At 72.0% G+C, this 26,526-nt stretch carries 21 protein-coding genes; 8 read left to right on the top strand and 13 right to left on the bottom strand.

The window, feature by feature from the left end; all coding sequences use genetic code 11:
• The first annotated feature begins 33 nt into the window (after positions 1-33).
• On the top strand, positions 34-1,020 hold the full coding sequence (locus BLV76_RS14255) for an LLM class F420-dependent oxidoreductase (RefSeq protein WP_090969722.1): 987 nt from the start codon (positions 34-36) through the stop codon (positions 1,018-1,020).
• Positions 1,021-1,026: 6 nt separating this feature from the next.
• Here BLV76_RS14255 and BLV76_RS14250 read toward each other — a convergent pair whose 3' ends face one another.
• The 3 genes from BLV76_RS14250 to BLV76_RS14240 are packed head-to-tail and all read right to left on the bottom strand — an operon-like array spanning position 1,027 to position 3,712.
• Positions 1,027-1,677, bottom strand: a complete 651-nt coding sequence (locus BLV76_RS14250; protein ID WP_090969721.1) for an NAD(P)-dependent oxidoreductase — start codon at positions 1,675-1,677, stop codon at positions 1,027-1,029.
• A 47-nt stretch (positions 1,678-1,724) separates the two neighbouring features.
• A complete protein-coding gene (locus BLV76_RS14245; protein WP_090969720.1) occupies positions 1,725-2,747 on the bottom strand; it encodes an LLM class flavin-dependent oxidoreductase in 1,023 nt (340 codons plus the stop codon).
• Between the two features lie 23 nt (positions 2,748-2,770).
• Positions 2,771-3,712 carry a cation diffusion facilitator family transporter gene (locus tag BLV76_RS14240; RefSeq protein ID WP_245734684.1) on the bottom strand — a complete coding sequence of 314 codons (942 nt, stop codon included), beginning with the start codon at positions 3,710-3,712 and terminating at the stop codon, positions 2,771-2,773.
• 52 nt (positions 3,713-3,764) lie between these two features.
• Between BLV76_RS14240 and BLV76_RS14235 the strand changes: the two genes are divergently transcribed.
• From BLV76_RS14235 to BLV76_RS14225, 3 genes are read left to right on the top strand one after another with little or no spacing between them, the layout of a single operon-like run.
• Positions 3,765-4,475, top strand: a complete 711-nt coding sequence (locus BLV76_RS14235; RefSeq protein ID WP_090969718.1) for a GntR family transcriptional regulator — start codon at positions 3,765-3,767, stop codon at positions 4,473-4,475.
• Positions 4,472-5,512: a 1-aminocyclopropane-1-carboxylate deaminase gene (locus BLV76_RS14230; RefSeq protein ID WP_090969717.1), complete on the top strand. Its 1,041-nt coding sequence runs from the start codon at positions 4,472-4,474 to the stop codon at positions 5,510-5,512. The genes BLV76_RS14235 and BLV76_RS14230 overlap by 4 nt, the downstream gene beginning before the upstream one ends.
• A gap of 22 nt (positions 5,513-5,534) precedes the next feature.
• On the top strand, positions 5,535-6,386 hold the full coding sequence (locus BLV76_RS14225) for an aminoglycoside phosphotransferase family protein (protein WP_090969716.1): 852 nt from the start codon (positions 5,535-5,537) through the stop codon (positions 6,384-6,386).
• A 99-nt stretch (positions 6,387-6,485) separates the two neighbouring features.
• Here BLV76_RS14225 and BLV76_RS14220 read toward each other — a convergent pair whose 3' ends face one another.
• Entirely contained in the window at positions 6,486-7,187 is a 702-nt protein-coding gene (locus tag BLV76_RS14220; protein WP_281246167.1) for an aspartate/glutamate racemase family protein, read from the bottom strand.
• Positions 7,188-7,230: 43 nt separating this feature from the next.
• Between BLV76_RS14220 and BLV76_RS14215 the strand changes: the two genes are divergently transcribed.
• The 3 genes from BLV76_RS14215 to BLV76_RS22605 all read left to right on the top strand — a co-directional run bounded on the left by BLV76_RS14215 (position 7,231) and on the right by BLV76_RS22605 (position 10,732).
• On the top strand, positions 7,231-7,833 hold the full coding sequence (locus BLV76_RS14215) for a GNAT family N-acetyltransferase (protein ID WP_090969715.1): 603 nt from the start codon (positions 7,231-7,233) through the stop codon (positions 7,831-7,833).
• Positions 7,834-7,928: 95 nt separating this feature from the next.
• Positions 7,929-10,583, top strand: a complete 2,655-nt coding sequence (locus BLV76_RS14210) for an FAD/NAD(P)-binding protein (protein ID WP_175539685.1) — start codon at positions 7,929-7,931, stop codon at positions 10,581-10,583.
• Positions 10,580-10,732, top strand: a complete 153-nt coding sequence (locus BLV76_RS22605; RefSeq protein WP_175539684.1) for a hypothetical protein — start codon at positions 10,580-10,582, stop codon at positions 10,730-10,732. Before BLV76_RS14210 ends, BLV76_RS22605 begins: the two co-directional genes overlap by 4 nt.
• Positions 10,733-10,749: 17 nt before the next feature.
• On the opposite strand, the gene BLV76_RS14205 is transcribed toward BLV76_RS22605, so the two are convergent.
• Positions 10,750-12,447 carry a copper resistance CopC/CopD family protein gene (locus BLV76_RS14205; protein ID WP_090969713.1) on the bottom strand — a complete coding sequence of 566 codons (1,698 nt, stop codon included), beginning with the start codon at positions 12,445-12,447 and terminating at the stop codon, positions 10,750-10,752.
• Entirely contained in the window at positions 12,444-13,067 is a 624-nt protein-coding gene (locus BLV76_RS14200; RefSeq protein WP_090969712.1) for a YcnI family protein, read from the bottom strand. Before BLV76_RS14200 ends, BLV76_RS14205 begins: the two co-directional genes overlap by 4 nt.
• 150 nt (positions 13,068-13,217) lie before the next feature.
• On the opposite strand from BLV76_RS14200, the gene BLV76_RS14195 reads away from it, so the two are divergent.
• On the top strand, positions 13,218-13,442 hold the full coding sequence (locus tag BLV76_RS14195) for a tautomerase family protein (protein ID WP_090969711.1): 225 nt from the start codon (positions 13,218-13,220) through the stop codon (positions 13,440-13,442).
• Between the two features lie 100 nt (positions 13,443-13,542).
• Here BLV76_RS14195 and BLV76_RS14190 read toward each other — a convergent pair whose 3' ends face one another.
• The 7 genes from BLV76_RS14190 to BLV76_RS14160 all read right to left on the bottom strand — a co-directional run bounded on the left by BLV76_RS14190 (position 13,543) and on the right by BLV76_RS14160 (position 26,514).
• Complete coding sequence (locus BLV76_RS14190) at positions 13,543-19,395, bottom strand: LamG-like jellyroll fold domain-containing protein (protein WP_090969710.1); 5,853 nt, start codon at positions 19,393-19,395, stop codon at positions 13,543-13,545.
• Positions 19,396-19,644: 249 nt separating this feature from the next.
• Entirely contained in the window at positions 19,645-20,745 is a 1,101-nt protein-coding gene (locus BLV76_RS14185) for a sugar kinase (RefSeq protein ID WP_090969709.1), read from the bottom strand.
• Positions 20,742-21,398: a bifunctional 4-hydroxy-2-oxoglutarate aldolase/2-dehydro-3-deoxy-phosphogluconate aldolase gene (gene eda / locus BLV76_RS14180; RefSeq protein ID WP_090969708.1), complete on the bottom strand. Its 657-nt coding sequence runs from the start codon at positions 21,396-21,398 to the stop codon at positions 20,742-20,744. Before eda ends, BLV76_RS14185 begins: the two co-directional genes overlap by 4 nt.
• A gap of 20 nt (positions 21,399-21,418) precedes the next feature.
• The gene (locus tag BLV76_RS14175; protein WP_090969707.1) at positions 21,419-22,909 is read right to left on the bottom strand and encodes an aldehyde dehydrogenase family protein; all 1,491 of its coding nucleotides are present in this window, start codon (positions 22,907-22,909) and stop codon (positions 21,419-21,421) included.
• Positions 22,910-22,997: 88 nt separating this feature from the next.
• On the bottom strand, positions 22,998-24,008 hold the full coding sequence (locus BLV76_RS14170) for an ABC transporter permease (RefSeq protein ID WP_090969706.1): 1,011 nt from the start codon (positions 24,006-24,008) through the stop codon (positions 22,998-23,000).
• Complete coding sequence (locus BLV76_RS14165; protein ID WP_090969705.1) at positions 24,008-25,570, bottom strand: sugar ABC transporter ATP-binding protein; 1,563 nt, start codon at positions 25,568-25,570, stop codon at positions 24,008-24,010. The genes BLV76_RS14170 and BLV76_RS14165 overlap by 1 nt, the downstream gene beginning before the upstream one ends.
• A complete protein-coding gene (locus tag BLV76_RS14160; protein ID WP_090969704.1) occupies positions 25,567-26,514 on the bottom strand; it encodes an ABC transporter permease in 948 nt (315 codons plus the stop codon). The genes BLV76_RS14165 and BLV76_RS14160 overlap by 4 nt, the downstream gene beginning before the upstream one ends.
• Positions 26,515-26,526 lie beyond the last annotated feature (12 nt).

The raw sequence follows: 26,526 nt of genomic DNA, 5'->3' as shown, positions 1-26,526 counted from the left end.
TTGCGCGGACTCCTCGCTGGCTACGGTCGAGGCATGACCCGCTTCGGATACACCCTGATGACCGAGCAGAGCGGCCCGCGGCAGCTGGTGGACTACGCCGTGGCCGCCGAACGGACCGGCTTCGACTTCGAGGTGATGAGCGACCACTACTCGCCGTGGCTCACCGACCAGGGGCACGCGCCGCACGCCTGGACGGTGCTCGGCGCCGTCGCCCAGGCGACCGAGCGCGTGGACCTGATGACCTACGTGACGTGCCCGACGCTGCGCTACCACCCGGCAGTCGTGGCCCAGAAGGCCGCGACGCTGCAGCTCCTCTCCGGCGGACGCTTCACCCTCGGGCTCGGCAGCGGGGAGAACCTCAACGAGCACGTCGTGGGCGCCGGGTGGCCGGCGATCGCCGAGCGGCAGGACATGCTCGCCGAGGCGATCGAGATCATCCGCGAGCTGCACACGGGCGAGCTCGTCGACCACCGCGGCGAGTTCTTCCAGGTCGACTCGGCGCGCATCTGGGACCTCCCGGACGCGGGTGTCGACATCGGCGTCGCCGTCGCCGGGAAGCGCGCGATCGAGCGGTTCGCACCGCTGGCGGACCACCTCGTGGCCGTCGAGCCGAAGGCCGAGATCGTCGAGCAGTGGAACGACGTCGACGGTGCTCCGCGCATCGGTGGGGAGGCACATGCGATCGGCCAGATCCCGATCTGCTGGGACCCGTCCGAGGAGGCCGCCGTCGCCCGGGCCCACGAGCAGTTCCGCTGGTTCGCCGGCGGCTGGTCCGTCAACGCCGACCTCCCGACCCCTGCGGGCTTCGCCGGCGCCACCCAGTTCGTCCGCCCCGAGGACGTCGCGGACTCCATCCCCTGTGGGCCGGACCTCGACAAGATCGTCGAGGCCGTCTCCGACTACTGGGAGGCCGGCTTCACCGACGTCGCGCTCGTGCAGGTCGGCGACGAAGGCCAGGACCGGTTCCTCGCCGAGGCGGCCGGCCCGCTGCTCGAGAAGCTGCGCGCGGCCGCCCCCTGAGGCCGGTCAGGCGATCGCGGTGAACCGGCTGCGGCGCGCGGCCGGAGTGTCGACCTCGTCGAGGATCGCGAGCGCGAGGTCGTCGGCGGAGATCGTCGAGGCTCCCTCGGCGTCCTTGAGCAGGATGTCGCCGCCGCGGGTGTAGGTGCCCTTCGAGGGGGTGCCGAGCCACGAGCCGAAGTCCTGCGGCGGGCTCACGTAGAACCAGTCGAGCGACTCCGGGCTGTCCTGCAGCGCGGCGAGCGCGGCGAGGCCGGTCTGCACCTCGGGCTTCACCTCGTCGGGCATGTGCTCCTCGGTGACGTCCCACAGCCGCGGGCCGCCCTCCTCCACCAGCAGCGACGACGCGCCACCTACGAAGCCCAGCCGGATCGGCTGACCGGTGAGGCGCTCGACGAGGTCGGCGAGGACGCCCTCGACCTTGCCGGCCATGTCGTCGCGCGGCGAGAGCGCGCTGATGACGACGTCGGCGCCGTCGATCGCGCGGTCGAGGACGGCCGCGTCGAGGACCGAGCCCTCGACGTAGTCCGCTCCGGCGACCGGGTTGCCAGGAGCTGAGCGGCTCACCGAGGTGACCTCGTGCCCGCGGGAGACCGCCTCCGCGACGATCGCCGCGCCTGCGTAGCCGTTGCCGCCGAGAACCGTGATGCGTGCCATCGGGTGTCCGTCCTTCGTACGTCGTGGGGTGGGGTGTGCGAGGTGGTTCAGCGCCAGCCGAGGTCGGGCGCCACGTCGGTGAGCACCGTCTCGAGCAGGTGGGCGTTGTAGTCCACCCCGAGCTGGTTGGGCACCGTGAGCAGCAGGGTGGCGGCGGCGGCGATCGCCTCGTCGTCGGCGAGCTCCTTGACCAGGATGTCCGGCTCGGCGGCGTAGGTCTTGCCGAAGACGGCGCGCAGGTTGGCCTCGATCTGGCCGAACTGGTCCTGGCTGGTGCCCTCGCGGCCGAAGTACATCCGGTCGAGGTCGGTGGTGATCGGCATGATCGAGCGGCTGACCGAGACGCGCGGCTCGCCCTCGTGGCCGGCCGCCTTCCACGCCTCGCGGTAGACCTCGATCTGCTTGCGCTGCTGGACGTGGAACGGCTCGCCGGTCTCGTCGGCCTTGAGGGTCGACGACATCAGGTGCATGCCCTTCTCGGCCGTCCAGCGGGCGGTCGCGTCGGACGCGGCGCCCCACCAGATGCGGTCGCGCAGCCCGGGCGAGTGCGGCTCGGGGCGCAGCAGGCCGGGCGGGTTCGGGAACATCGGGCGCGGGTTGGGCTCGGCGAAGCCCTCGCCCTCGAGCACCTGGAGGAAGACCTCGGTGTGGCGGCGGGCCATGTCGGCCTGGTCCTCGCCCTCGGCGGGTGCGTAGCCGAAGTAGCGCCAGCCGTCGACGACCTGCTCCGGTGATCCCCGGCTGATGCCGAGCTGGAGTCGTCCGCCCGAGATGAGGTCGGCGGCGCCCGCGTCCTCGGCCATGTAGAGCGGGTTCTCGTAGCGCATGTCGATGACGCCTGTGCCGATCTCGATCCGGCTGGTGCGCGCGCCGACGGCGGCGAGCAGCGGGAACGGTGAGGCGAGCTGGCGTGCGAAGTGGTGGACGCGGAAGTACGCCCCGTCCGCGCCGAGCTCCTCCGCCGCGACCGCGAGGTCGATCGACTGGAGCAGGGTGTCGGACGCGGTGCGGACCGCGGACTGCGGCGAGTCGGTCCAGTGGCCGAAGTTCAGGAACCCGATCTTCTTCATGACTGGTTCAACGTTCAACCGCCTCAGTTGTTCCCGAGGTCGCCGGTGAACCCGTCGCCGATCACCGGCGGCCGACCCGGGGCCGCCAGGGACAGGACCGCGCGGGCGATCCAGGGCCGCTCCTCGAGGTGGTCCTCGAGGCGCTGCAGCTCCTCGGCCGCGCGGCTCTCGGGGTCGTCGCCGACCAGGTCCACGGAGCCGACGAGGAAGACCTTCTCGGGACCGACGTACTCCAGGTGCAGGCTGTTGACCGACTGCACCTCGGGACGCTCGCGGAGCCAGCCGATGACAGCCTCATAGGCCCGCGGGTCGGCGATCTGGCCGACCAGGAAGGCCATGTTGCGCCGCAGCAGGTAGATCGCGATCCCACCCAGCAGCAGGCCGACGAGGATCGACCCGATCGCGTCCCACACCGGCTGGCCGGTGACCTGGTGGAGCGCGAGGCCACTGACGGCGATGACGATGCCGATCAGCGCGGCGGCGTCCTCGAAGAAGACCGCGCGCAGGGTCGGGTCGGAGGTGCGGTCGAGGAAGGCGGCGCCGCTGATCTCGGCCTCCTGCGCCCCCTTGCGCACCTCCCGGCGCGCCTGGAGGAAGGACGTGCCCTCGAGGAGGAACGCCGCGCCCATGACCACGTAGGCCCACAGGTAGTCGGCCGACTCCTCCTCGGCACCGAGCGACTGCACGCCGTGGATCACCGACACAGCGGCGCCCACGGAGAAGAGCCCGAAGGCCGCGATCATCGACCAGACGTAGGCCTCGCGGCCGTAGCCCAGGGGGTGCCGCTTGTCGGCCGCCTTCTCCGAGCGGCGCTCGGCGACGACGAGGAAGACCTCGTTGCCGGCGTCGGCCCAGGAGTGCGCGGCCTCGGCGACCATCGACGCGGAGCCGGTGACGGCGGCGACGATCGTCTTGAGGACGGCGAGGATCGTGTTGGCGGCCAGCGCGACGACGACGGTGAGCACGGGGACAGCCTCCCACTTGACGCCCACCCCTGCGCAGTGTGCAATATATTGCATGCCGGTGCCCGCGCTTGAGGCGTCGATCCGCCCCTCCCTGCTGCGCGACCGCGTCCACGACCGCCTGCGCGACGCGATCGTCGACGGCACGCTCGCGCCGGGCGAGGTGGTGCGCGACACCGAGCTCGCCACCTGGCTCGGGGTCAGCCGGACCCCGGTGCGCGAGGCGTTGCTCAGGCTCGGCGAAACCGGGCTGGTGCGGGCCGCCCCCGGCCGCTCGACCGTCGTCGCCGAGATCGACCTCGGCGAGGTCCGCGCCGCGCACGCCGTCGTCGCCTCCATGCACCGGCTCGCGGTCGCCGAGGCCGTCGCCCACCTGACGCCCGCCGACCTCACCCGGATGCGCGAGGCCAACGAGCGCTTCGCCCACGCGATCGACGAGCGGGACACCGACGCCGCGCTCACGGCCGACGACGCCTTCCACGCCGTCGCCGTCGACGCGTCCGGCAACCGCGCGCTGGCCACCGTGCTCGACCAGTTCAGCCCCGTCGTGCGCCGCCTCGAGCGCCGCCGCTTCGCCTCCCACGCCGGCGCCGAGTCCGTCGCCCTCCACGACCGCCTGGTCGCCGCGTGCGAGGCCCGGGACGTCGACGCGGCAGCCGAGGTGGCCTTCCGCACCTGGCAGAACCTCGCCGCCCTGATCCCCGACCCCGACCCCGACGCCGAGCCCGGCACCGACATCCCCACCACCCAGCAGGAGACCCCGTGATCCTCGAGCAGTTCGAGCGCTACCCGCTCACCTTCGGCCCCTCCCCCGTCCAGCACCTCAAGCGGCTGACCGAGCACCTCGCCGCCCGGGGCGGCGGGGCGCAGGTGTGGGCCAAGCGCGAGGACGTCAGCAGCGGCCTGGCCTACGGCGGCAACAAGGTCCGCAAGCTGGAGTACATCGTCCCCGACGTGCTCGCCAGCGGCGCCGACACGCTCGTGTCCATCGGCGGCTTCCAGTCCAACCACACCCGGCAGGTCGCCGCGGTCGCCGCGCACCTCGGGCTCAAGTGCCGCCTGGTGCAGGAGAAGTGGGTGCCGTGGGACGACCCGACCAACACCCAGGTCGGCAACATCCTGCTCAGCCGGATGATGGGCGCCGACTCGCGCCTCGATCCGGCCGGCTTCGACATCGGCATCCGCGACTCGTGGAAGGACGCGCTCCGCGAGGTCGAGGAGTCCGGCGGGACGCCGTACGCCATCCCGGCCGGCGCGAGCGAGCACCGGCTGGGCGGGCTCGGCTTCGCCAACTGGGCCTTCGAGGTCGCCGAGCAGGAGAAGGCGCTCGGCATCACCTTCGACACGATCGTGGTCTGCACCGTCACCGGCTCGACGCACGCCGGCATGATCGCCGGCTTCGCGGCGCTCGAGGACCTCACCGGCGTACGACGTCGCGTGCTCGGCATCGACGCCAGCGCGACCCTGGAGAAGACGCGCGACCAGGTCGGCCGGATCGCCCGCCACACCGCTGAGCTGATCGAGCTCGGCCGCGACCTGCGCGACGACGAGATCACCGTGCTCGAGGGCTGGGCGGGCGACCTCTACGGCGTGCCGGTCGACTCGACGATGGAGGCGATGGCGCTCGGCGCGCAGCTCGAGGCGATGATCACCGACCCGGTCTACGAGGGGAAGTCGCTCGCGGGCCTCGTCGACCTCGTCGCCGGCGGGGACATCCCGCGCGACTCGCACGTGCTCTACGCCCACCTCGGCGGCCAGCCGGCGATCAACGCCTACCACTCGCTCTGGCCCGACCAGGGCTGAGTCCTCCACTAGCGTCACCCGGGTGACCGACGACCGGACGGCCGCCCTCGACTGGGCGGGGGCGAGCCTCGGCAGCGCGGTCGCCTCGGCGGACCCGCTCGAGGGCGGGATGACCTCGACGATGCTCGCGCTGACCCACGAGGACGGCCGGGAGACGGTGCTGCGACTCATGACCCACGAGCCGTGGCGCACCCATGGCGCCGCTCTGACCGCCCGCGAGCGGGACGCGCAGCATGCCCTGGCCGGCAGCGCGGTCCCGGCGCCCCGCAGCATCGCCCTCGACGCGGGTGGCGCGGCGACCGGAGTGGCCGCGCACCTGATGTCCCGTCTGCCCGGACTCGGCCGTGAGTCCCTCCGAGACTCGCGGCTCGAGGCGATGGCGGAGATGCTCGCGACCATCCACGCGGTCGCGCCGGACGAGCCGTTCCGCGCCTACGAGACCTGGGCATGGGAGGCCAAGTGGGTCGTGCCGGCGTGGACGCGACACCCGGACTCCTGGCGGCGCGCCTTCGACCTGCTCGCCGGCCCTGCGCCGGACCACGAGCCGACCTTCCTCCACCGCGACTTCAGCCACCGCAACCTGCTGTGGACCGACGACACGATCACCGGTGTCGTCGACTGGGTCGAGACCTCGACGGGACCTGCCTGGCTCGACGCCGGGCACGCCGCGACCAACCTGGTCGTCGCGTTCGGCCCGGACCCCGCCACCCGCTTCCTGGAGCTGTACGCCGACCGCGCACCGGAGCCGGTCGACCCGTACTGGCTGGTGATGGACGCCGTCGGCTTCCTCCCGCCACCCGGTCGGGCGCCGATGTTCGGCGACCCCGGGCAGCTCGCGCGGCTCGACGACTGGCTGCACCAGCTGGTCAGCTGAGCCCACACGTGTCTGCGATGTCGCCCCCGAAGGGGCTCGTCGAGGGCAGTCTCTCGGACACGTGTCCTTGCACCGGCCGGCACCCCGACCCGACGCCCATCACCCGAGCGCGAAGTCCACCGCCGCCAGCGCGTGCAGCCGCGTCGTCGCGAAGACCGGCACCTCGACGTCGTCGGCGCCGATCAGCAGCTCGATCTCCGTGCAGCCGAGGACGACCCCCTCGGCGCCGCGGGCGGCCAGCCGCCGCACCACGTCGACGTACTGCTCCCGGGACTCCTCGCGCACGACACCGTGGACCAGCTCGTCGTAGATCACCCGGTGCACCAGCTCGAGGTCGTCGCCGGCAGGGACGAGGACGGACAGGCCGTGGGACTCGAGGCGCTCGCGGACGAAAGGCTGCTCCATGGTGAAGCGGGTGCCGAGGAGCGCCACCTGCGAGGGACCGGCCGACCGGATCGCCGCCGCCGTCACGTCGACGATGTGGATCAGCGGCACGGACGTCGCCGCCTCGATGGCGCCCGCGACCTTGTGCATCGTGTTGGTGCAGAGCACGAGGCAGTCGGCACCGGCCGCCTCGAGCGCCGCCGCCTCGGCGGCGAGCATCGCGCCCGCGGCGTCCCAGTCGCCCGCCGACTGCATCGCCTCGACCTCCGCGAAGTCGACCGACGCCATCAGCACGCGCGCGGAGTGGTAACCCCCGAGCCGCTCACGGACCGCCTCGTTGACGACCTGGTAGTAGAGCGCCGAGCTCTCCCAGCTCATCCCGCCGAGCAGGCCGATCGTGCGCATCGCGTGGCTCATGCCTCCATCCAACAGGGTCCCCACGGGGTCTAGCGTGGGCGCCATGGCGACGACGGCGCTCGCGACGACCGACGACTTCCGGGTCTTCCCGGCCACCCACGCCCGCTTCGGCGACGTCCGCACGATGGTCGGCCCGAAGAACCCGACGTCCAGCGTGTGCTGGTGCCTGAGCCACCGGGTCCCGGCGTCGCTCAACCGGGAGCTGGCCGGCGCGGAGCGCGCCGACTTCGTCGAGGCCCTGACCCGCAAGCGCACCAAGCCGGGCGTGCTGGCCTACGACGGCGACGAGGTCGTCGGCTGGGCGGCCGTCGCCTCGCGCGCCGAGCTGCCGTTCGCCCGGTCCACGAAGATCCCGCACGTCGACGACCAGGACGCGTGGTCGGTCTGGTGCATCCGGGTCCGCCCCGGGCACCGCGGGCGCGGCATCTCGCACGTGCTGCTCGAGGGAGCGGTGGCCTACGCCGTCCAGCGCGGCGCCCCGGTCGTCGAGGGCTACCCGGTCGACAACCGCGGCGAGAAGGTCGACCTGACGATGGCCTACGTCGGCACCCGCGCGGTCTTCGAGGCCGCCGGTTTCGCGCTGGCGATGCGGACCGAGGCCACCTCGGCCGGCTTCCCGCGCGTGATCATGCGACGCGACGCCTGAGCCCCGCGCGCCGACTCGCCCCGTGGCCGCCCGCCTTGCTACCTTTAGTCGCGTAATTCACTGCACTAATGGGACGGAGTGGGGACATGGCGCCGATGGGGACGAACGAGGGTGACTGTCGGGTCGTGGTGGTCGGCGCGGGCGCCGGCGGCACGCTGGTCGCGACCCACCTGGTGACCGCGCTCTCCTCCCGCTTCCGCGTCGAGCTCGTCGACCCGGCGCCGACGACCGGTCGCGGGCAGGCCTACTCCACCACCGACGAGCGCCACCTGCTCAACGTCCCCGCCTCCGGGATGAGCGCCTTCCCGCGCGACCCGGAGCACTTCCTGCGCTGGCTGCGCAACCACCACGACCCGAAGTTCCAGCCCCACGACTTCGCACCGCGCGCCGTCTTCGGCCGCTACGTCGAGAGCCTGCTGACCACCGCCACGGAGTTCCCCGGCAACGCCCGGCTCGTACGCCGCCGCGCCGAGGTCGTCGACATCACCGGGTCGGGCAGCGGCTTCGTCGTCGACCTCTCCGACGGCGAGCGGCTCGAGGCGCGCGCCGTCGTGCTGGCCACCAGCAACCGCCCCGGCACCGCCTGGGCGCCGGCCGCACTGGCCGGCGACGACCGGCTCGTGGCGGACCCGTGGACGCAGCCCATCCCCGAGGTCGGCGACGTCCTCATGCTCGGCTCCGGCCTGACCATGGTCGACCTCGCGATCAGCGCCGACCGGCCGGACCGCACGATCCACGTGGTCTCGCGCACCGACGCGGTGCCGCAGCCGCACGTGCTCCCCACGACTCCCCCGGTACCGCCGCCGCCCGGCATCACGCGCACGCAGGGCCTCGACGCGCTGCGGTCCTCGCTCGCCGCGCACGTGGACGAGACCGTCGGGTCCACCGGCGACTGGCGCGCCGCGATCGACGGCCTGCGCCCGGTCACCGCACAGCTCTGGCGCGGGCTCTCCGAGGCCGACAAGCGCCGCTTCATCAGCGAGGACGCCCGCCGCTGGGACGTCCACCGCCACCGGATGGCACCCGCGACCGCCCGCCGCTTCGACGCGATCGCCGACGGGGGGCGCCTGCAGCGCCACCGCGGCACCCTCGCCGACGTACGCCCCGACGCGCACGCGCTGCACGTCACCCTCGACGACGGCACCACGCTCCGCGTCGCCGCCGTCGTGAACTGCACCGGCCCGGTGGGCTCGATCGCCGCCGACCCGTTGCTCACGCGCCTCGCGCAGACGGGCCTCGTCCGTCCCGGCCCCGCCGGCCTCGGCATCGACACCTCCGACGACGGCCGCATCCTCGGCACCCTCCCCGACACGGTGCCGTTCCTCGCGGTGGGGTCGCTGCGCAAGGGCAACATGTGGGAGTCCACGGCGATGCCGGAGATCCGCGAGCAGGCCTACGACGTCGCGCGCGTCGTGAGCCGCTCCATGCACGGGGAGTCCCGACGCCGCCCGGTCGATCCCTACGGCCTCACCCTCTCGGCCGGCGCCGACGCCGCCGACCGCTACAACGACGCGCTCGGCCGGCTGCTCCGGCTCCAGGGTGGCGTCGAGGAGGGCCTCGCCGAGGCCGTCGCCGCCGACGAGGGCTTCGTCCAGGCGCACGCCGCCCTCGCGCTGCTCGGCCACGAGTGGGGTGCGAACACCCACTGGGCCGCCTCGCTGCGCGCCGCCCACCGCGCCGCCTCCGAGCGCCACCTCGACGACCGCGAGAGCTCGTTCCTCGACGCCGTGACCACCCGGCTGCGCTCCGACGAGGCCACCGGCGCGGCCGCCCTCCTGCGCCACGTCCGGCTCTTCCCGCGCGACGCGCTGGCCGTCAGCGTCGCCGTGCCCACCGTGGCCTTCGGCGGGCTCACCAGCGGGTCCCAGACCGCCGAGCTGGTCGAGTCGCTCGGCCGCTCCTACGGCGACGACTGGTGGTACGCCGGCCAGCTCGCGTTCGTCCGCCAGGACCAGGAGCGCTGGGCCGAGGCCGAGGAGCTCTCGTCGTACGCCCTCTCCGTCGAGCCGGCCTCGGGCCACGCCGTGCACGCCCGTGCCCACGTCTTCTACGAGACGGGTGACCACACCGCCGGGCTGGCCTGGCTCGACGAGTGGATCCGCACCCGCGGCCCGGAGGCCAACCACCGCTCGCACTTCTCCTGGCACGCCGCGCTGCACGAGCTGATGCAGGACGACGTCGAGGCCGTACGCCGTCGCTGGCGCCGCGAGCTCGCGCCGTCGGTGGTGAGCGGCAGCCGGGTCGTCGTCGACAGTGGTGCCCTGCTGTGGCGGGGGCGCGTCACCGGCGCGTGGACCGAGGACCTGCCCGTCGCCGAGGTCCGCGAACAGGCACCCGCCGAGTGGCTGACCGCGCCGTCCACGCCGTTCGCGGCCATGCACGGCGCCGTGCTGCTGGCCGCCGACGGCGACGCCTCGGCGCTCACGGCGCTGGCCGAGCAGTCCGCCCGCAGCCAGGAGGCCGTCTTCCGCGACGTCGTCGCACCGCTGTGCCGTGGCCTCGTGCAGGTCGTCGAGGAGCGCTGGAACGCCGCCTCCGCGACCCTGACCGACGTGGTCCGCACGATGGCCCAGCTGGGCGGCAGCAAGGCCCAGCGCGAGGTCGTGGAGGACACGCTCGTGCACGCCCTCGCGATGGCCGGCCGCAACGCCGAGGCAGCCGCGGTCCTCGACGAGCGCCTCAGCCGTCGCTCCTCCGCCCTCGACGCGCGGCGTCGGGCGGCGGTGGCCGGGACGCTGACCCGGTCATGACCGGGCCGCTCGGCGAGGCGTTCAGCTCGGTCGCGTTCACCACGATGGTGACGCTCGCGATCATCGAGCTGCACGTCGAGCTGGTCGCGGGTGCGGCTGCCTGGCTGGCCGCGTGGTGGCTGCTGCGCGAGGACGCGCCGGCGCCCTGAGCGACGCTGCTCCCCTGCTAGGGGACCTCGAAGCGGACGGTCTTCACCGGGTTGTCGAACTCGCTCGTGCGCAGCGAGACCTGCACCTCCCAGGTCCCACCGGTCGGCAGGACCAGGTCACCGGCGTAGGTGCCCGGGCCCTGGTTGGTGAGCGTCACCTCGCCGAGGTCGACGTCGGTCGTCGACAGGCTGAGGCGGGGTGCCTCGTAGCCCTCGGTCGGCCGGCCCGCGTCGTCGGTCAGGGTGATCGTGATGGTCGTCGGACCGACCGCGAGGGGGTCGAGGGTGAGGTCGGCCGTGATGGCGTCGAGCTCCACCGACTGGTCGCCGCTCTGGCCCTGCGCGGACGGTGAGGTGACGACGACGTCCGGCTCGGGGCTCCGGTCCACCAGGAAGCCGGTGACCAGCAGGACTGCGACCAGCACGCCGGCCTCGGCGACCGTCGTCCGCACCAGGACCGACGCGGCACCGACCCGGTCCTCGCCCGACGCGGCCTGCAGGTTGGGCAGCAGCGCGAAGCGGTTCCAGGCGGCGATCACGATCGCCACCAGCACGATGAGCACCTTGACCAGGAGGAAGCTGCCGTAGCCGGTCTCCAGCAGGGCGTCCCACGAGCCGGCCACCCGCCACGCCATGAAGGTCCCGGTGATGACCAGGAGCGCCAGGAGCGCCGAGGCCCACGTGGAGAAGCGCGCCAGCACGACCGCCCCGGAGTCGTCGCGGCCGGTGAGGTCGCGCAGGACGAGCCCGATCGCCAGGAGCCCGCCCAGCCAGGTCGCGCCCGCGACGAGGTGGAGCACGTCGACGGCGATCACGAGCGCCTCGGGCGTCGTGGCCCGCGTGTGCCCGGTCATGGACGGAGCGGCCAGCGCCACCGCACAGCCCACGAGCGCCAGGCCGGCACGCGCCCGGTCCGGCGCCCCGGCGGGCAGGACGCCGACCGCGAGGGCGAGGCCGACCGCGACGGCGGCCGGGACGGCGTACTCCCAGGTCGAGAGGGTCGCCCAGGTCGACCCGTCGCCGAGCGCGGAGGTGGGCAGCCCGAGCTGGTAGAGCGCGACGAGGGGCACGGCGACCCAGAAGGCGACGATCGCCACGAGCGCACCACCGCGAGCCACGGCCCGCAGCCTGTGCCGACCGGCCTCGGGGGCGTCCCGGGGCAGGAGGAGGACGTAGAACGCGGCCAGGCCTGCGGCAGCGAGCAGCCCGAGGTAGCCCAGCCACCTGACGAGGCTGAGCACGAACGGTGCGTCGGTGCCGGCGTCCGCGCTGGTCTCGGGCACCGCGACCGTGGCGCTCGGCTCACCGACCGAGAACGTCAGGGAGCCGCCGATCGGGTGCCCGTCCGCGGACACCAGGCGCCAGACGACCACGAGGGTGCCCTCGCCGACCTCGTCCTCGAGCTCGACGACGAGCTCGGCCTCCCGCACCGTGGCCTTCGAGGCCACCACCTCGCCGGTGGCGTCGAAGACCTGGATCCCGGTGGGCACGCCGATCACGGCCTCGTTGAACGTGAACGTCACCTGGTCGGGCGCCGCGTCGAGGACCGCACCCTCGGCGGGGTCGGTGCTGACCAGCGTCGCGTGCGCCGACGCGGGAGCCGCCGTCCCCAGCACGAGGAAGGACGCCAGCGGCACGAGCAGGGCGGCGAGCAGGCGTACGACGACGTGGTGCGGCAGACGCCGGCGCGGGCGTCGCGGGTGGGGGTCTGTCATGCGCGCCGACGACGCATCACGAGGACGGCACCGCTGGCCACGCAGCCGGCCGCGAGGACGCCGGCGGCGCCGTAGGTCATCAGCCGCCCGTCACCCGGTCCGGCGACAGCGGCGCCGGTCGCGCCGGTGGACCCGTCGGACGCGGTCACCACGATCACGGGCGCCGGCATGTCGAGGTCCTCACGGCTGGCGGCGTCCTCGGCGACCTCGGTCCACGCCGACTCGCCCTGCTCGCAGCGCTGCACGATCGGGAAGACGAGCTCGGCACCCGGCTCGTCGGGCAGCCGCACGGAGAAGGCGACCTCGTCGCGCAGGGCGTCGGGGAGCGGGTCGTCCGTGGTGAAGGTGATCGACTCCCCCGCCGGCTCCGCTGCCCAGCGCTCGGTGCTCTCGGCGGTGAGCTCGCCGACGCCGGGCGGCATCCGGACCGCGAGCGCGGTCGTCGCCGAACCCGCACACCCGTGCGGCACCTCGAGCCGGACCACGGCCGTCGCACCGGCCTCGGTGGTCGTGGAGGTGATGGTGACGTGGGCGGAGGCGGCGCCACCGGTGAGCAGCAGCACGGCTCCGGCGAGGAGTCCCGGCGCGAGCGCACGCAGCGTCGCGCGGGTGCGGGTCATGGGGTCTCCTGGGTGCTGGGGTGACCGTGCTCACACAACCAGCCTGTGGAACTGTTGTCAAGGATGTGAACTGCCACTACCGTGATTCACGTCACTGAAATGAAGTCCCACGTGTGAACCTGCACGATCCACTCCCCGAAGGGAACACCCATGCCCAACATCACCGTCGAGCTGCTCAAGGGCCGCTCGGTCGAGCAGCGCCGCGAGTTCGCCCGGGCTGTCGCCGACAGCGCCGTCGAGATCCTCGGCGCCCGCCGCCAGGACGTCCGCATGGTCTTCAGCGAGATCACCCCGGACATCGTGGCCAACGGCGGCGTGCTCGCCAGCGAGGACGAGAGCCGCGCGGGCGTGGTCGCCGCGCTCGCCGACGACTGATCGGCACTCGCACCGCCGGCTGACGCTCGGCGCCAGCCGCACGCACGACGGGACGGGCCCCGGAGGATCTCTCCTCCGGGGCCCGTCCCGTTGCTGGTCGTCAGCGCTTGCGCACCCGGATCTTCAGCTGCTCGGAGGTGGACTCCACCGCCGCGCTCCCGGCGTAGGTCACGGTCAGCTTGATCCGCTTCCCCTTCGCCTTCGGCAGCTGGATGAAGACCCGACCGCCGTTCAGCGTCCCGGAGAGCGTCTTGCCCCCCGCGATCTTGAAGGTCACGTCACCGTTGACCGCCACGCCGTCGGGCGCGTCGAGGGCGACCCGGATGGTGGCGCGGTTGCCCTTCCTCACCTTCGACGGCGCCTTGACCACCATCTCCGGCACGACCTTGGCGACCACGACCGAGACCGCCGAGGACGACGGCTTGTGGCTGGCGTCTCCGAGGTAGCGGAGGGTGAGCGCCCAGGTCCCGGGCATCAGGCCCTTGGCTGCGAGGTCGATCCGGGCCTGGCCCGCGGCGAGCGTGCCGGTGCCCACCACGTCGGTGCCACTGACCAGCTCCACCTTGCCGGTGGCCGTCGCCGGGGCGACGCTGACCACGAAGCTGCCGGCCTGGCCGTAGGTGTAGGACGCCGAAGCGCCTGCCACCGCGGAGTTGACCGGACCGGTCCCGCCACCGTTGCCGCCACCGTTGCCGCCCCCGTTGCCGGTGGGCTTGACGATGATCGTGACGTTCGCCGGCGTCGAGCCGAGTGCGGCGTCGCGGGCGGTGTAGGTGAACTTGTCCTTGCCCACGAAGCCCGCGTCGGGCGTGTAGGTGAAGGAGCCGTTCGCCCGCACCACGACCGTGCCGTTGATCGGCTGGGTCGCACCCGTGGCGGTCAGCACGTCGCCGTCGGCGTCGGTGTCGTTGCCGAGGACGCCCGGGGCCGCCAGGGTCAGCGCCTCCCCGGAGATCGTGCTGAACTCGTCGTCCACCGCCACCGGCGCCCGGTTGGGCGTCTGCGGCTGGCCCGTCACCGTGATGGTCACCGTCGTGGCCGCCGACTTCGACGTCCCGTCGTTGGCCCGGTAGGTGAAGGTGTCCGTCCCGGAGAAGCCGTCGTCGGACTTGTAGGTGAAGGACCCGTTGGCAGACATCACGACCACGCCGTTGGCGGGCTGCACCACGTCACCGGCCGTGAGGGTGTTGCCCTCGGCGTCGGTGTCGTTGGCCAGGACGCCGGGCGCGGGAACCGAGAGGGTCTCCCCCGCCGTGGCGGCGTAGGCGTCGGGCGCACCGACCGGTGAGGCGTTGGTCGTCGCGTTGAAGATCGCCTGGACCTCCTGCTCGCTGAGCGTGTAGCCGTAGATGCGGAAGTCATCCACTCGCTCGGTCGGCCGGGGGTCGTTCCAGCTGCCGTTGCCGATGAAGTTGGCGGTGGTGCCGCCGTCGGCGATGTCACCGATGGTGACCGGGATGTTGTCCCGGCTGCCACCGTTCTGCAGGACGCCGTTGAAGTAGATCCGCACGGACGTCCCGGTGGCGTTCGGCGTCCCACCGAGCGTGACGGCCACGTGGGTCCACTGGTTGAGCGGCAGGTCGGTGTTGCCGTCCAGCTGGGTGCGGTACTGCTCACCGTTGTTCATGCGCATCGTGACAGCGAAGCCACGCTGGCCGTTCTCCGTCCTGGACTGCAGGAGCAGGAACTCCGTCGTGTCCTTGCCGATCTGGACGTGGGTGGTCCAGTTCGGCAGGGCGGTCGGACGGATCCAGGTGGAGATGGTCATGTCCTTGGTCATGCCGAACGTGACGTCGTTCGGCAGGTTGACGTGACCCTGGCCGGGCAGGGCGACGGCGCTGCCGTACTTGCCGTCGGCCGACCAGTCCGCGTTGCCCGTGAGCGTGGCGTTGCCGATGGCCGTGTCGGATCCCGAGTTGGCCGCCGTGGTGCCGGTTCCCTCGTCGAACTTGTAGTGGACGGGGATGCCCTCACCCACCGGCGGACGAGCCACCGTGTGCTGGACCGTGCCGGTCGAGTCGCGCCAACCGGCGGCCGCGGTGAAGCGGACCTCGATGGTGTGCGCACGCGGGCTCAGCGTGACGCCCGGGAAGGAGACCTGGCCGTTGGTGACCGTGACCTGGCTGCCGACGCTCTCGCCGTCGACCCACAGGTCGGCGACACCGGTCGGGTTCGCGTTGGCCGAGTCCTTCACCGTCGCCGACACCGTGACGGGGGTGTTGAACGGCGACGGGGAGGCCGGCGTGACGCTGACCGTCGTGGTGGTGTTGAGCGCCGTGCCGTCGGCGTACATCCCGGCGACGTCGGCGTCGGACAAGGCGGACGTGTAGAGACGCACGTCGTCGACCCGCCCGTCGAGGGGGGCGTCCGGGAAGCCGTTGCGACCGAGCCAGTTGTTGGTGGTGGGACCGACGTCGGTCATGGTGAGCGTCAGGTTGGGGTTGGTGGCGATCTTGGCGCCGTTGAGGTAGAGCGTGCCGGTGGCACCCTGCCGCGTGAAGACGACGTGGTTCCACTGGTTGAGCACGACGTCCTTGGTCGGGACCGCGTAGGTCCGTTCCTGGAGGCTGCTCCCCTTCTTCTTGAAGGTCGCCGCCAGGCCCGTCTGGCCGTTGGCCTCGGTCCGCATCTGGATCTGGAAGAAGCTGCCTGCGTCGCCCAGACCGTCACCGATGTGGAACAGACCGGTCCACGGCCGTGTCATGTCGTCCGGGCGGACCCAGAACGACGTCGTGAACGCGGCCTCGTTCTGCAGCAGGTTGTCGGGCAGGTCCACGGCGTTGGCGTTGTCGGTGCCGCCCTTGAGGTCGACCGATCCCCCGGTGACGCCGGACGGGCTCCAGCCGGTGGTGCCGGTCAGGACCGCGTCGCCGACGGTGGTGTCGGAGCCCGTGTTGGCAGCGGTGGTGCCGGTGCCCTCCTCGAACTGGTACGACACCTGGGCGTCGGCGACCCCGAGGCCCGTGCCCACGACGACGAGGTCGTCGAGGACGAGGCCGGCGGCACCGCTGCCGGTGATCGTCAGGTCCTGCTGCCGCCCGGTGGCGACGAAGGTCCCGGCGAAGGTCTCGAACGCGGCGGTGGAGGCCGTCGTGCTCGTCAGGGCCTGCGAGAGGTTGGCGACCGAGAGGGTCGCCGTGCCCGGCGCAGTGCCGCCCGTGCGGCTATCACGGGCGTAGCGCACCGACACGCGGTACTCCTTGCCCACGTCGAGGCCCTTGATGGTGCGGGTCAGCTTGCCGGCGGTGCCCACCGCGAGGTGGTAGCCGGTGCCGCCGAGGCCGCCCATGCTGCCGCCGCTGGCGCGCGTGAGCCGAACCTCGCTGTCGACCTTCCAGGGCGACATCCGGCCGTTGCCCGCAGCCACCACGACGTCGTCGGTCGAGTAGCCACCCGACAGGTAGGACGCCGGGATCCGCGGGTACTCGAACTGGTCGACCACCGTGGGGGCCGGCTTGTTCATCTTCACCGTCGGGTCGATCTGGACGATGTTGGCGACCGACGGCGTGCCGTTGCTCCACACGAAGACCATGTAGGCGCCGGGGGGCGCGAAGTTGGCGTTCGTCGGGGAGGTGATGTTGACCGTGTTGCCGCTGGTCGTGAAGGCCAGGTCCTGGAAGTTCTGGTCGTTGTTGAAGCCGTGGGTGACCGAACCGTTGCGGACCAGGGTGACCCGGTCGACCGTCTTGTCCGACGTCAGCGAGAACGAGCCGTTGTAGCCGATCCGCTTCGGGGCGTTGGTGACCACCGGACGCACGGCCGGGGTGTTGCCGTCGAAGAGGTAGGCCGGGGAGTAGTACTCGACGTCGGTGTAGTTGTGCGGGCCGGGAGCGCCGCCGCCGCCGATCATGATCCGGCCGTCGGGCAGGAGCAGTGCGGTCGAGTGGTAGAGCCGGGCGTGCTCGTAGGGGATCTTGACCTCGGTCCACTGCAAGCCGCTGGGAGCGTCCGGGTTCCAGATCTCGGCGTTGGTGACGTAGCCGGACTGGCCGTTGTTGTCGCGCGAGCCACCGGTGACGATGACCTTGCCGTCGGGCATGACCGTCGAGGACGCCCAGTGGCGGGCGTACTTCATCGGGTCGGTCGCGGTGACCACCGGGCTGGCGGTGCCGCCGGAGATGTCGACGGTGAAGCCGGCGCGGGCGCCGGCGGGGCCGCCGCCGTTGGCCCACCAGCCGCCACCGACCTGCAGGATCTTGCCGGGGCGGTACATCGTCGCGGTCGACGTGGCGCCGACCGGGTTGCCCAGGGTGCCCTGGTTGCCGCTGCCGTTGCCCAGGGTGCCGCGCATGGTGACCGCACCGTTGCCGGAGGGGTCGAGCTCGAACATCTGGGTGCCGGTGATGGTGAAGACGTTGCCGTTGGTGGGGGCGACGAAGGCGCGCGGGTACCACCAGCGGTTCTCGTCCTGCGGCGCACCGGCGCCGTCACCGTAGGCCTGGGCGCTGGTGGCGCCGGTGAGGAGCTTCCACGAGTTGCCCTGCGAGGGGTCGTAGAGCTCGGGCGTCTGGACACCGGGGCCGCCGGGGCCGCCGCGCAGCGAGCCGCCCTGGACCACGATGGAACCGCTGGGCAGCGTCGTGCCGGTCGGGTACCAGCGCGGGTAGTTCATCGGCGCCTCGTTCCTGAGGCCGGCACCCGAGGAGTAGCTGGTGACACCGATGGCGGCGTCGTTCGGGGCGTTGCCGCCGAGGCTGTCGTCACCGCCGACCGTGAAGGTCGAGCGGCGGTGCGGCATCTGCACCTGCATCGAGCAGAAGAGGTCGGTGTAGGTCGCGTTGGGCACCACGCCGGAGACGAGGTTGGCCAGCGTCCGCGGGATCTTCGGGTCCCACACGTCGATCTGGGTCTGGCCACCCTGGCTGACGCAGTCGTTGCCGCTGTAGTCGTAGGGGTTGGCGTCGGTGCAGCCCGTGCCGACGGATCCGAAGGACTGGACCTTGCCGTCGGAGGTGAGGGCCGCGTTGATCGGCATGACGGGCCACGGGGTGACCGCGCTCATCTCGCCCTGCTGGTCCTTCTGCGGCGGCGAGCAGTCGGCCGCCAGGAGGCCGGCCGAGTAGGCCATGCCGTAGCGCAGCTGGCTGCGCACGAAGTCGTCGGCGCGGTTGTCGTCCGCGTTGCCGTCGTCGGCCGCGGTCCACGTCGTCGCGTGGTGCCCGAGCGAGGAGTACCACGAGCGACCCTGGTCGATCTTCTGGCACCACGTGACGGGGTGGGAGGTGCCCTCCTCGCCGATGCGCCCGCCGCTGTACGTCGACTCGTCGACGGTGACCAGCGTCTTGACGTTCTGCGTGGGATTGACGTCCCACTCGTACCACTCGTCGGTGTAGGACAGGGGCGACTGGAGGCCCTGCGTCAGGGGGCTGGTGCCGTCGGAGACCGAGATGGTGCCGCGGTAACCGCCCGCGGGCTCGGGGTGGCCGGTCGCGGCCGCGCCGACGAGCCGCCGGTAGAACGGGTTCACGTCGTGCTCGGTCTGGTCCGGCGACCAGGCCGTGTAGTGGAGGCCGACGAAGCCACCGCCACCGCGGATGTAGGACTCGAGGGCCGCGCGCTGGTCGGTGTTGAACAGCACGCCCGCGGTGTGGGCGAAGACCAGCAGGTCCTTCGAGGCCAGGTTGTCCGTGGTGAACGCGCTGGCCTGGTTGGTCTCCTGGATGTCGACCGTCTGGTTGTACTGCGTGCCCAGCGCGGTGGCCATCTCGCGCACGGCGGCGCGGGTGTTGGGCACGGAGGCGTGCACGTTGTCGTTCGTGTAGAAGAGCAGCACCTTCAGCACGCCGTCATCGGCGGGTGCGAGGGCGGCGACCGGCGCGGCGGTGACCGTCGCCAGCGGGAAGGCCACCGCAGCGGCGGCCGTCACCGCCACGAGGTGCCTCAGCGCGCGACGGGTTCCTCCGGGCCGGCGGCCGGAGGGGCGCCAGCGGGCAGATCTGGAGAGCAGGTTCATCAACGATTCCCTAGGACTCGGCGGGGCCGGAGCTCGATGGGCGGCGGGTGCGGGCAGCGCTCACGGAGTCACGGGGTGGAGACAGGCCTGAACGTATGACGGCCGTCACACAGAGTCAAGAACTCTGTCCAGAATTGTGAACTCTTTGCGAATATCGTTCAGATACATGAAAACAGGCCTGGGCGGCCGATCCCCCGCACGGGGTCGACCACCCAGACCTGGTCCGGGGGTGTGCTGCTCGGGGCAGCGTCAGCGGCGCACGCGTGCGCTGCCACCGCTGGCCAGCGCTCGTACTTCCTCGCGGGTCGCCATGGAGGTGTCACCGGGCGTGGTCATCGCCAGCGCGCCGTGGGCGGCACCGAGCTCGAGGCACTGCTGGAGGGGCTCGCCCTCGAGCAGGCCGTAGACGAGGCCGGAGGCGAAGCCGTCGCCGCCGCCGACCCGGTCGAAGATGCCCAGGTGGTCGCGCGGGGTGGAGGCGAGCACGCCCGTCTCCGGGGACCACGCGATGGCCTGCCAGTCGTTGTCGCTGGCCGAGTGGACCGTGCGCAGCGTCGTGGCGATCACCTTGAACCACGGCATCTTCTCCGCGACCGTGCCGACCATGGCCTCGAAGCTGTCCATGGGCAGCGAGCTGAGGTTCTCGTCGACGTGGGCGACCTCGAAGCCGAGGGAGGCGGTGAAGTCCTCCTCGTTGCCGATCATCACGTCGACGTGCCCGGCGAGGCGGGTGTTGACGTCACGCGCGAACTCGGGGCCGCCGATGCCCGCCCAGAGGCTGGGACGGTAGTTCAGGTCGAAGGACACGACCGTGCCGTGCTTCTGGGCAGCGGCCATGGCCTCCTCGGCGACGGCTGCGGTGTTCTCCGACAGCGCGGCGTAGATGCCTCCGGTGTGGAGCCAGCGCACCCCGCGACGACCGAAGAGGTCGTCCCAGTCGACGGTTCCGGGCGACATGTGCGCGATGGCGGTGTTGGCCCGGTCGGACACGCCGACCGCGCCCCGCACGCCGTACCCGCGCTCGGTGAAGTTCAGGCCGTTGCGCACGGTGCGCCCGATGCCGTCGTACTTCTCCCAGCGGATCAGCGAGGTGTCGACGCCGCCCTGCATGATGAGGTTCTCGACCAGGTGGCCGATCTCGTTGTCGGCGAGCGCCGTGACGACGCCGGCGCGCTTGCCGAAGACCTTCCGCATGCCCCGGGCGACGTTGTACTCGCCGCCGCCCTCCCACGCCTCGAACCGGCGGGCGGTGCGGATGCGCCCCTCCCCCGGGTCCAGGCGCAGCATCACCTCGCCGAGCGCGACGATGTCGAACTCGCACTCCTCGGCGGGTCGGGTCTCGATGGTCATGCAGTCACTCCTTGGGCGATCGGGTGGAGGTCGGGCGCATAGAGCGCGGTGGACGCGGCGCACGTGGCGGCCACGTCGTCCCAGCGACCGGCCTTGAGCAGGTCGCCGGCGACCATCCAGCTGCCGCCGACGGCGGCGACGGACGGGTGGGCGAGGTAGGCCGGGGCGGTGTCGACGGTGATCCCGCCGGTGGGCATGAAGCGCACCTGCGGGAACGCGGCGGCCAGCGCCTTGATGGTGGCCAGTCCCCCGTTGGCCTCGGCCGGGAAGAACTTCACGGTGTCGAGGCCCAGGTCGAGGGCGAGCATGATCTCGCTCGGGGTGGCGACGCCCGGGATCACCGGCACGCCGGCCTCCTGGCAGCGTCGTACGACGGACGCGCTGAGGCCCGGGGACACGACGAACTTCGCCCCTGCCTCGATCGCCTGGTCGACCTGGCGGTCGGTGAGGACGGTGCCGGCGCCGACGACGAGGTCGTCGTTGGCCGCGAGGCGGCGCAGGACCGCCGCCGCCTCCGGCGTGCGGAACGTCGCCTCGGCGACCGGCAGCCCGCCCTGCACGAGGGCCGCGCCGAGGGCATCGGCCTTGGCTGGGTCGTCCAGGACGACCACCGGCACGATGCGGTGGCCGCCCAGGACGTCAGTGGCGTTCACGGGTGGAGTCGACCCCTCGATCAACGGAGCTCGGCGATGACGGTCTTGAGCTCGGTGTAGTCGTCGAGGCCGAACGAGCCCAGCTCACGGCCCCAGCCGGACTGCTTGAAGCCACCGCGCGGCAGCGTCACGTCGTCGGCGTGCCAGGTGTTGAGCCACACCGTGCCGGCGCGCAGCTTGCTGCCGACGCGGTGCGCGGTGCCGAGGTCCTTGGACCAGACACCGGCGGCGAGGCCGTAGACGGTGTTGTTGGCGGCCGCGACGACCTCGTCCTCGGTGTCGAACGGGATGGCGGTGATGACCGGGCCGAAGATCTCGTCGGTCTGCACGGCCATGTCCTCGGTGACGCCGGTGATGAGGGTCGGCGAGAAGAAGTAGCCGGTCTCGGCCGCCCGCTCGGGGCTGCCGGCGACGATGTTGGCGCCGTCCTTGACCGCGCCCGCGACGTAGCCCATGACCTTCTCGTGCTGCTCCTGCGAGACCAGCGGGCCCATCGTGGTGCTCGGGTCGAAGCCGTCGCCCACCTTGATGGCCTTGGCCGCGGCGGCGACACCCTCGATGACCTGGTCGAACACGTCGCGCTGGACGTAGAGGCGCGAGCCGTTGACGCAGCACTGGCCCTCGTTGAAGTAGCCGGCGAGCGCGGCGCCCGCGATGGCCGCCTCGAGGTCGGCGTCGTTGAAGATGATGTTGGGGGCCTTGCCGCCGAGCTCGAGCGAGACCTTCTTGAGGTTCTTCGAGGCACCGGCCGCGATCTTCTTGCCGACCTCGGTGGAGCCGGTGAAGGCGACCTTGTCGACGTCGAAGTGGTCGACGAGCGCGGCGCCCGCGTCACCGAAGCCGGGCAGCACGTTGACGACACCGGCGGGGACGCCGGCCTCGAGCAGCAGCTGGCCGAGGTAGAGCGCGGTGAGCGGGGTCTGCTCGGCCGGCTTGAGGACGACGGTGTTGCCGGCCGTGATCGACGGGATCACCTTGAACGCCGCCATGGTGAGCGGGAAGTTCCACGGCACGATGCCGGCCACGACGCCGAGGGCCTCGCGACGGGTGTAGGCGTGGAACTCACGACCCGGCACCGACATCGGGATGGTGGTGCCCTCCATCTTGGTGGCCCAGCCGGCGAAGTAGCGGAAGAGCTCGGCGGCCACGCCGGCGTCGCCGCGGGCGGAGGCGAGGCTCTTGCCGTTGTCGAGCGACTCGAGCTGCGCGAACTCCTCGATGCGGTCGTCGATCATGTCGCCGATGCGCCACAGCAGGTGCGAGCGGTCGCGCGGGCTCATCTTCGACCACGGCGAGCCGGCCTCGAAGGCGTTGCGGGCGGCCACGACGGCGCGGTCGGCGTCGACGGCGGACGCCTGGGCGACCGTCGCGAGGACCTGCTCGGTCGCGGGGTTGATCGTGTCGAAGGTCTTGCCGTCCTTCGCGTCGACCCACTCACCGTCGATGAGGAGCTGGCGCGGCGAGGACAGGAACGAGGAGACGGCGGGCAGGAGCTGGGAGTTCTCGGACATGAGAAGCCTTCCGGGGTACGGGGATCCAGTGCGGGGTGCTGATCGGTGGTGCTGATCGGTGGTGCTGGTGCGGTGGGCTCGGGCGCGACTACTTGATGATCGCCACCTTCGAACGGTCGAGGGTCAGCGCGACGGCGGCGACGATGATCGCGCCGTAGAGGATCTGCTCCCACGCCGACGGGACGCCGACGATGGGCAGGCCGACCCGCAGCAGGGTGACCACGAGGGCGCCCGCGAGGCTGCGCCAGAGCGAGCCGTGGCCGCCGGTGATCGCCGTGCCGCCGACCACGATGGCCGCGACGGCGGGCAGGAGCAGGTTGTCGGCCATGGTCGGGCTCCCGCTGAAGTTGCGGGAGGCCAGCATGACCGCGGCCAGGCCGGCGCAGGCGCCGGAGATGGTGAAGGCCGCGACCTTCACGATGTCGACGGGCGTGCCGGCCAGGCGGGCGGCGGACTCGGAGTAGCCGATGGCCTTCACGAAGCTCTCGAGCGGGGTGAGCTTGAGGACGAGCGAGACCACCGCGACGACGAGCAGCGCGACGAAGAACGACATCGGGACGTAGCCCGCGACGTAGAGGTTGAGCCACTTGGTCGCGTCACGGTCGATCACCCGGATCGGGCCGGCGTCGGAGATGACCAGCGCGACCGCGGAGAAGATGCTCATGCCTCCGAGCGTCACCACGAACGACGGGATCCGGAGCAGCACGTGGGCCAGGCCCTGGATCGCACCGATCGCACCGGCGGCGGCGATCACGACCAGGATCGTGAGGCCGCCCAGGTCGGGCAACCACATCGCGAAGAGGACCGTCGAGAGCGAGCAGAGCGCCGCGATCGACAGGTCGATGCCGCCGCAGAGGACCACGAGCGTGGCGCCGGCCGCGAGCACCACGAGCGGTGCCGAGGTGCGGACAGCGGCGGTGAGGCTGCGCTGGGTCAGGAAGTCCGGGTCGGCGATCGTCAGGGCCGCGAGCAGCGCGACGAGCGCGATCACCGGCATGAACGACGTGACCCGCTGGGCGACGGTCGGGCCGCCCTTGACCACGGCGGCCTCGGCCGACGGGGTCTGGCCGGACTCGGGAGCCAGGACTGGGGTGGCCATCAGACCATCTCCTTGACGAGGTCGAGCGGGGTCGGCTTGCCTCCGGAGGGGCACGCGACCTCCTTGGTCGCCCGGCCGTCGTTCATCACGATGATCCGGTCGGACATGCCGATGGCCTCCTCGAGGCTGTCGGCGAGCAGCACGGTGGCCACGCCGCTGTTGGCGAGCTCGCGCATCAGGCGGTAGACCTCCGAGCGGGCCCCGATGTCGAGGCCGCGCGTCGGGTGGTCGAGCAGCAGCAGCCGGATGTCGCCGGCCACCAGCCAGCGGGCCAGGACGACCTTCTGCTGGTTGCCGCCGGAGAGCCGGCCGATCTGCGTGCCGCGGTGCGGGGTGCGGATCGAGAGGCGCTCGATCCACTTGTCGACGAGCGTCGCCTGCTTCTGCGGGACGACCATCGGTCCGGCGCAGCGGGACTTCTGCTTGGTGAGGGTCATGTTGTCGGCGACCGACATCGGCCCGACCATGCCCTCGATCTTGCGCTCGGCGGGGACGTACCCGACACCCGACGCGACCGCGGCACGGGTGCCGGACAGGTCGAGCTTCGCGCCGTCGAGGGTGACCTCGCCGGCCACGGTCGGCTCGGCGCCGAAGAGCGCGCGGCACACGTCCTCGCGGCCGGAGCCGTGCACGCCGACGATGCCGACGATCTCGCCGGCCCTCACCTCGAGGTCGACGTCGCGGAAGGTCTTGCCGGACATCCCCTTCACGACCAGGCGGGGCTCGGCGGCCGCAGCGGACCGCTCGGACATGCCCTCGTGGTAGTGGTCATCGGAGCCGGTGGAGCCGATCATCAGGCGGTGCAGGTCGGTGGGGACGGCGTCCGCGGTGGGCATCTCGCCCACGGACTGCCCGCCACGCAGCACGGCGACGCGGTCGCACACGTCGAGCACCTCGTCGAGGCGGTGCGAGACGAAGACGACCGACGCGAACTCGCGCAGCCGGCGCACCTGCGTGAAGAGCGTCTCGATCTCCTTCGACTCCAGCACCGAGGTGGGCTCGTCGAGGATGATCACGGGCGGATTCGAGGTGCGCTCCTCGATGCGGAGCACCTTGGCGATCTCCACCATCTGGCGCTCGGCGAAGCTCAGCGAGTCGGTGCGCGCCAGCGGGTCGATGTGGGAGCCGATCTTGTCGAGCTGCTCCTGCGCCAGCTTGCGCATCGTGTCCCAGCGGTAGATGCCGCGCTTGACGCCTGCACCCTCGCTGCCGAGGACGATGTTCTCGGCGGCGGTCAGGTTGGGGACCAGCGACTGCTCCTGGAACACCATGCCGATGCCGTGGTCGGCCGCCTCGACGACGCTGCGCAGCCGTACCTTCTCGCCCCGCACCCAGATCTCGCCGGCGTCGGGCCGGACCAGGCCGACCAGCGCCTTGAGCAGGGTGGACTTGCCGGCACCGTTCTCGCCGGCGAGGCCGAGCACCTCGTGCTGGCGCACGACGAGGTCGACGCCGTCGAGCGCCTTGACGCCCGGGTAGTGCTTGACCAGGCCACGCACCTCGAGGGCGTTGACCGGGGCCGACGGCTCCGTCTCGGGATGGACCTGCAGGTTGGTGGTCACTTCGTCACCTGGTTCCTACGACGCTGCGGGATGACTGCGGCCGAGACGGCCGCGACGACGATGAGTCCCTGCACACCGCCCTGCCAGTAGGGGCTGACGCCGATCTGGACGAGGCCGTTCGTGAGGACGATGACGAGCAGGACACCGACGGCGGAGTGGAGCACGCCCCCGCGCCCGCCGGTGAGCAGGGTGCCGCCGACGACGGCGGCGGTGATCGCCGCGAAGTCGTAGCCCTTGCCGGCCTGGACCAGGCCGGCGCTGAGCTGGCTGGTCACCATCACGCCCGCCAGTCCGTAGAACGAGCCGGCGAGGGTGAAGACGGCGACCTTGAAGGGGGCGACCTTCACGCCGGAGAGCGCGAGCACCTCCTCGGCGCCGCCGATGGCGTACGCGTAGCGGCCCAGGCGCGAGTAGCGCTGGATCAGCCAGCCGACGAGCACGCAGCCCATCGCGATCCAGGTCAGGTAGGCCAGTCCCAGGAAGCGGTTGACGGCCCAGCCGTGCAGCATCTCGTCGGAGATGTTGGGCTGCACGCCCGAGAACATCAGCGTCGCGATGCCGAGCCCGACGGCGGAGACACCGAGCGTGGTCATGAAGGACGGGACCTTCAGGCTGACCAGCGCGAGCCCGCTCAGGCAGCCGAGCGCCGCGCCGAGGCCGACCGCGACCAGGACCCCGAGAAGTCCCAGGTCGTTGCCGTTGCGGTTGTTGGCGACCAGGAGGGCCACCGCGATCGCGGAGGCCCCCATGACGCCCGGGGCGGAGAGGTCGATCGACCCCATCATCAGCACGAAGGTGATGCCGCAGGTCACGACGGCGAGGACCGCCGCCGCGTCCATGATGTTCTGCACGTTGCCGACCGTGCGGAAGTCCGAGCTCAGCACCGCGAAGATGCCGAAGATGACCACCAGTGCGATCGGGGGACCTGCGTCCCGGAGCGACACCCCCCGCCGAGG

The sequence above is a fragment of the Nocardioides exalbidus genome, from assembly GCF_900105585.1.
In the GTDB taxonomy this organism is placed as follows: Bacteria; Actinomycetota; Actinomycetes; order Propionibacteriales; family Nocardioidaceae; genus Nocardioides; species Nocardioides exalbidus.
Note: the sequence above shows the minus strand (reverse complement) of the source record. Positions and strands in the feature narration are given on the sequence as shown.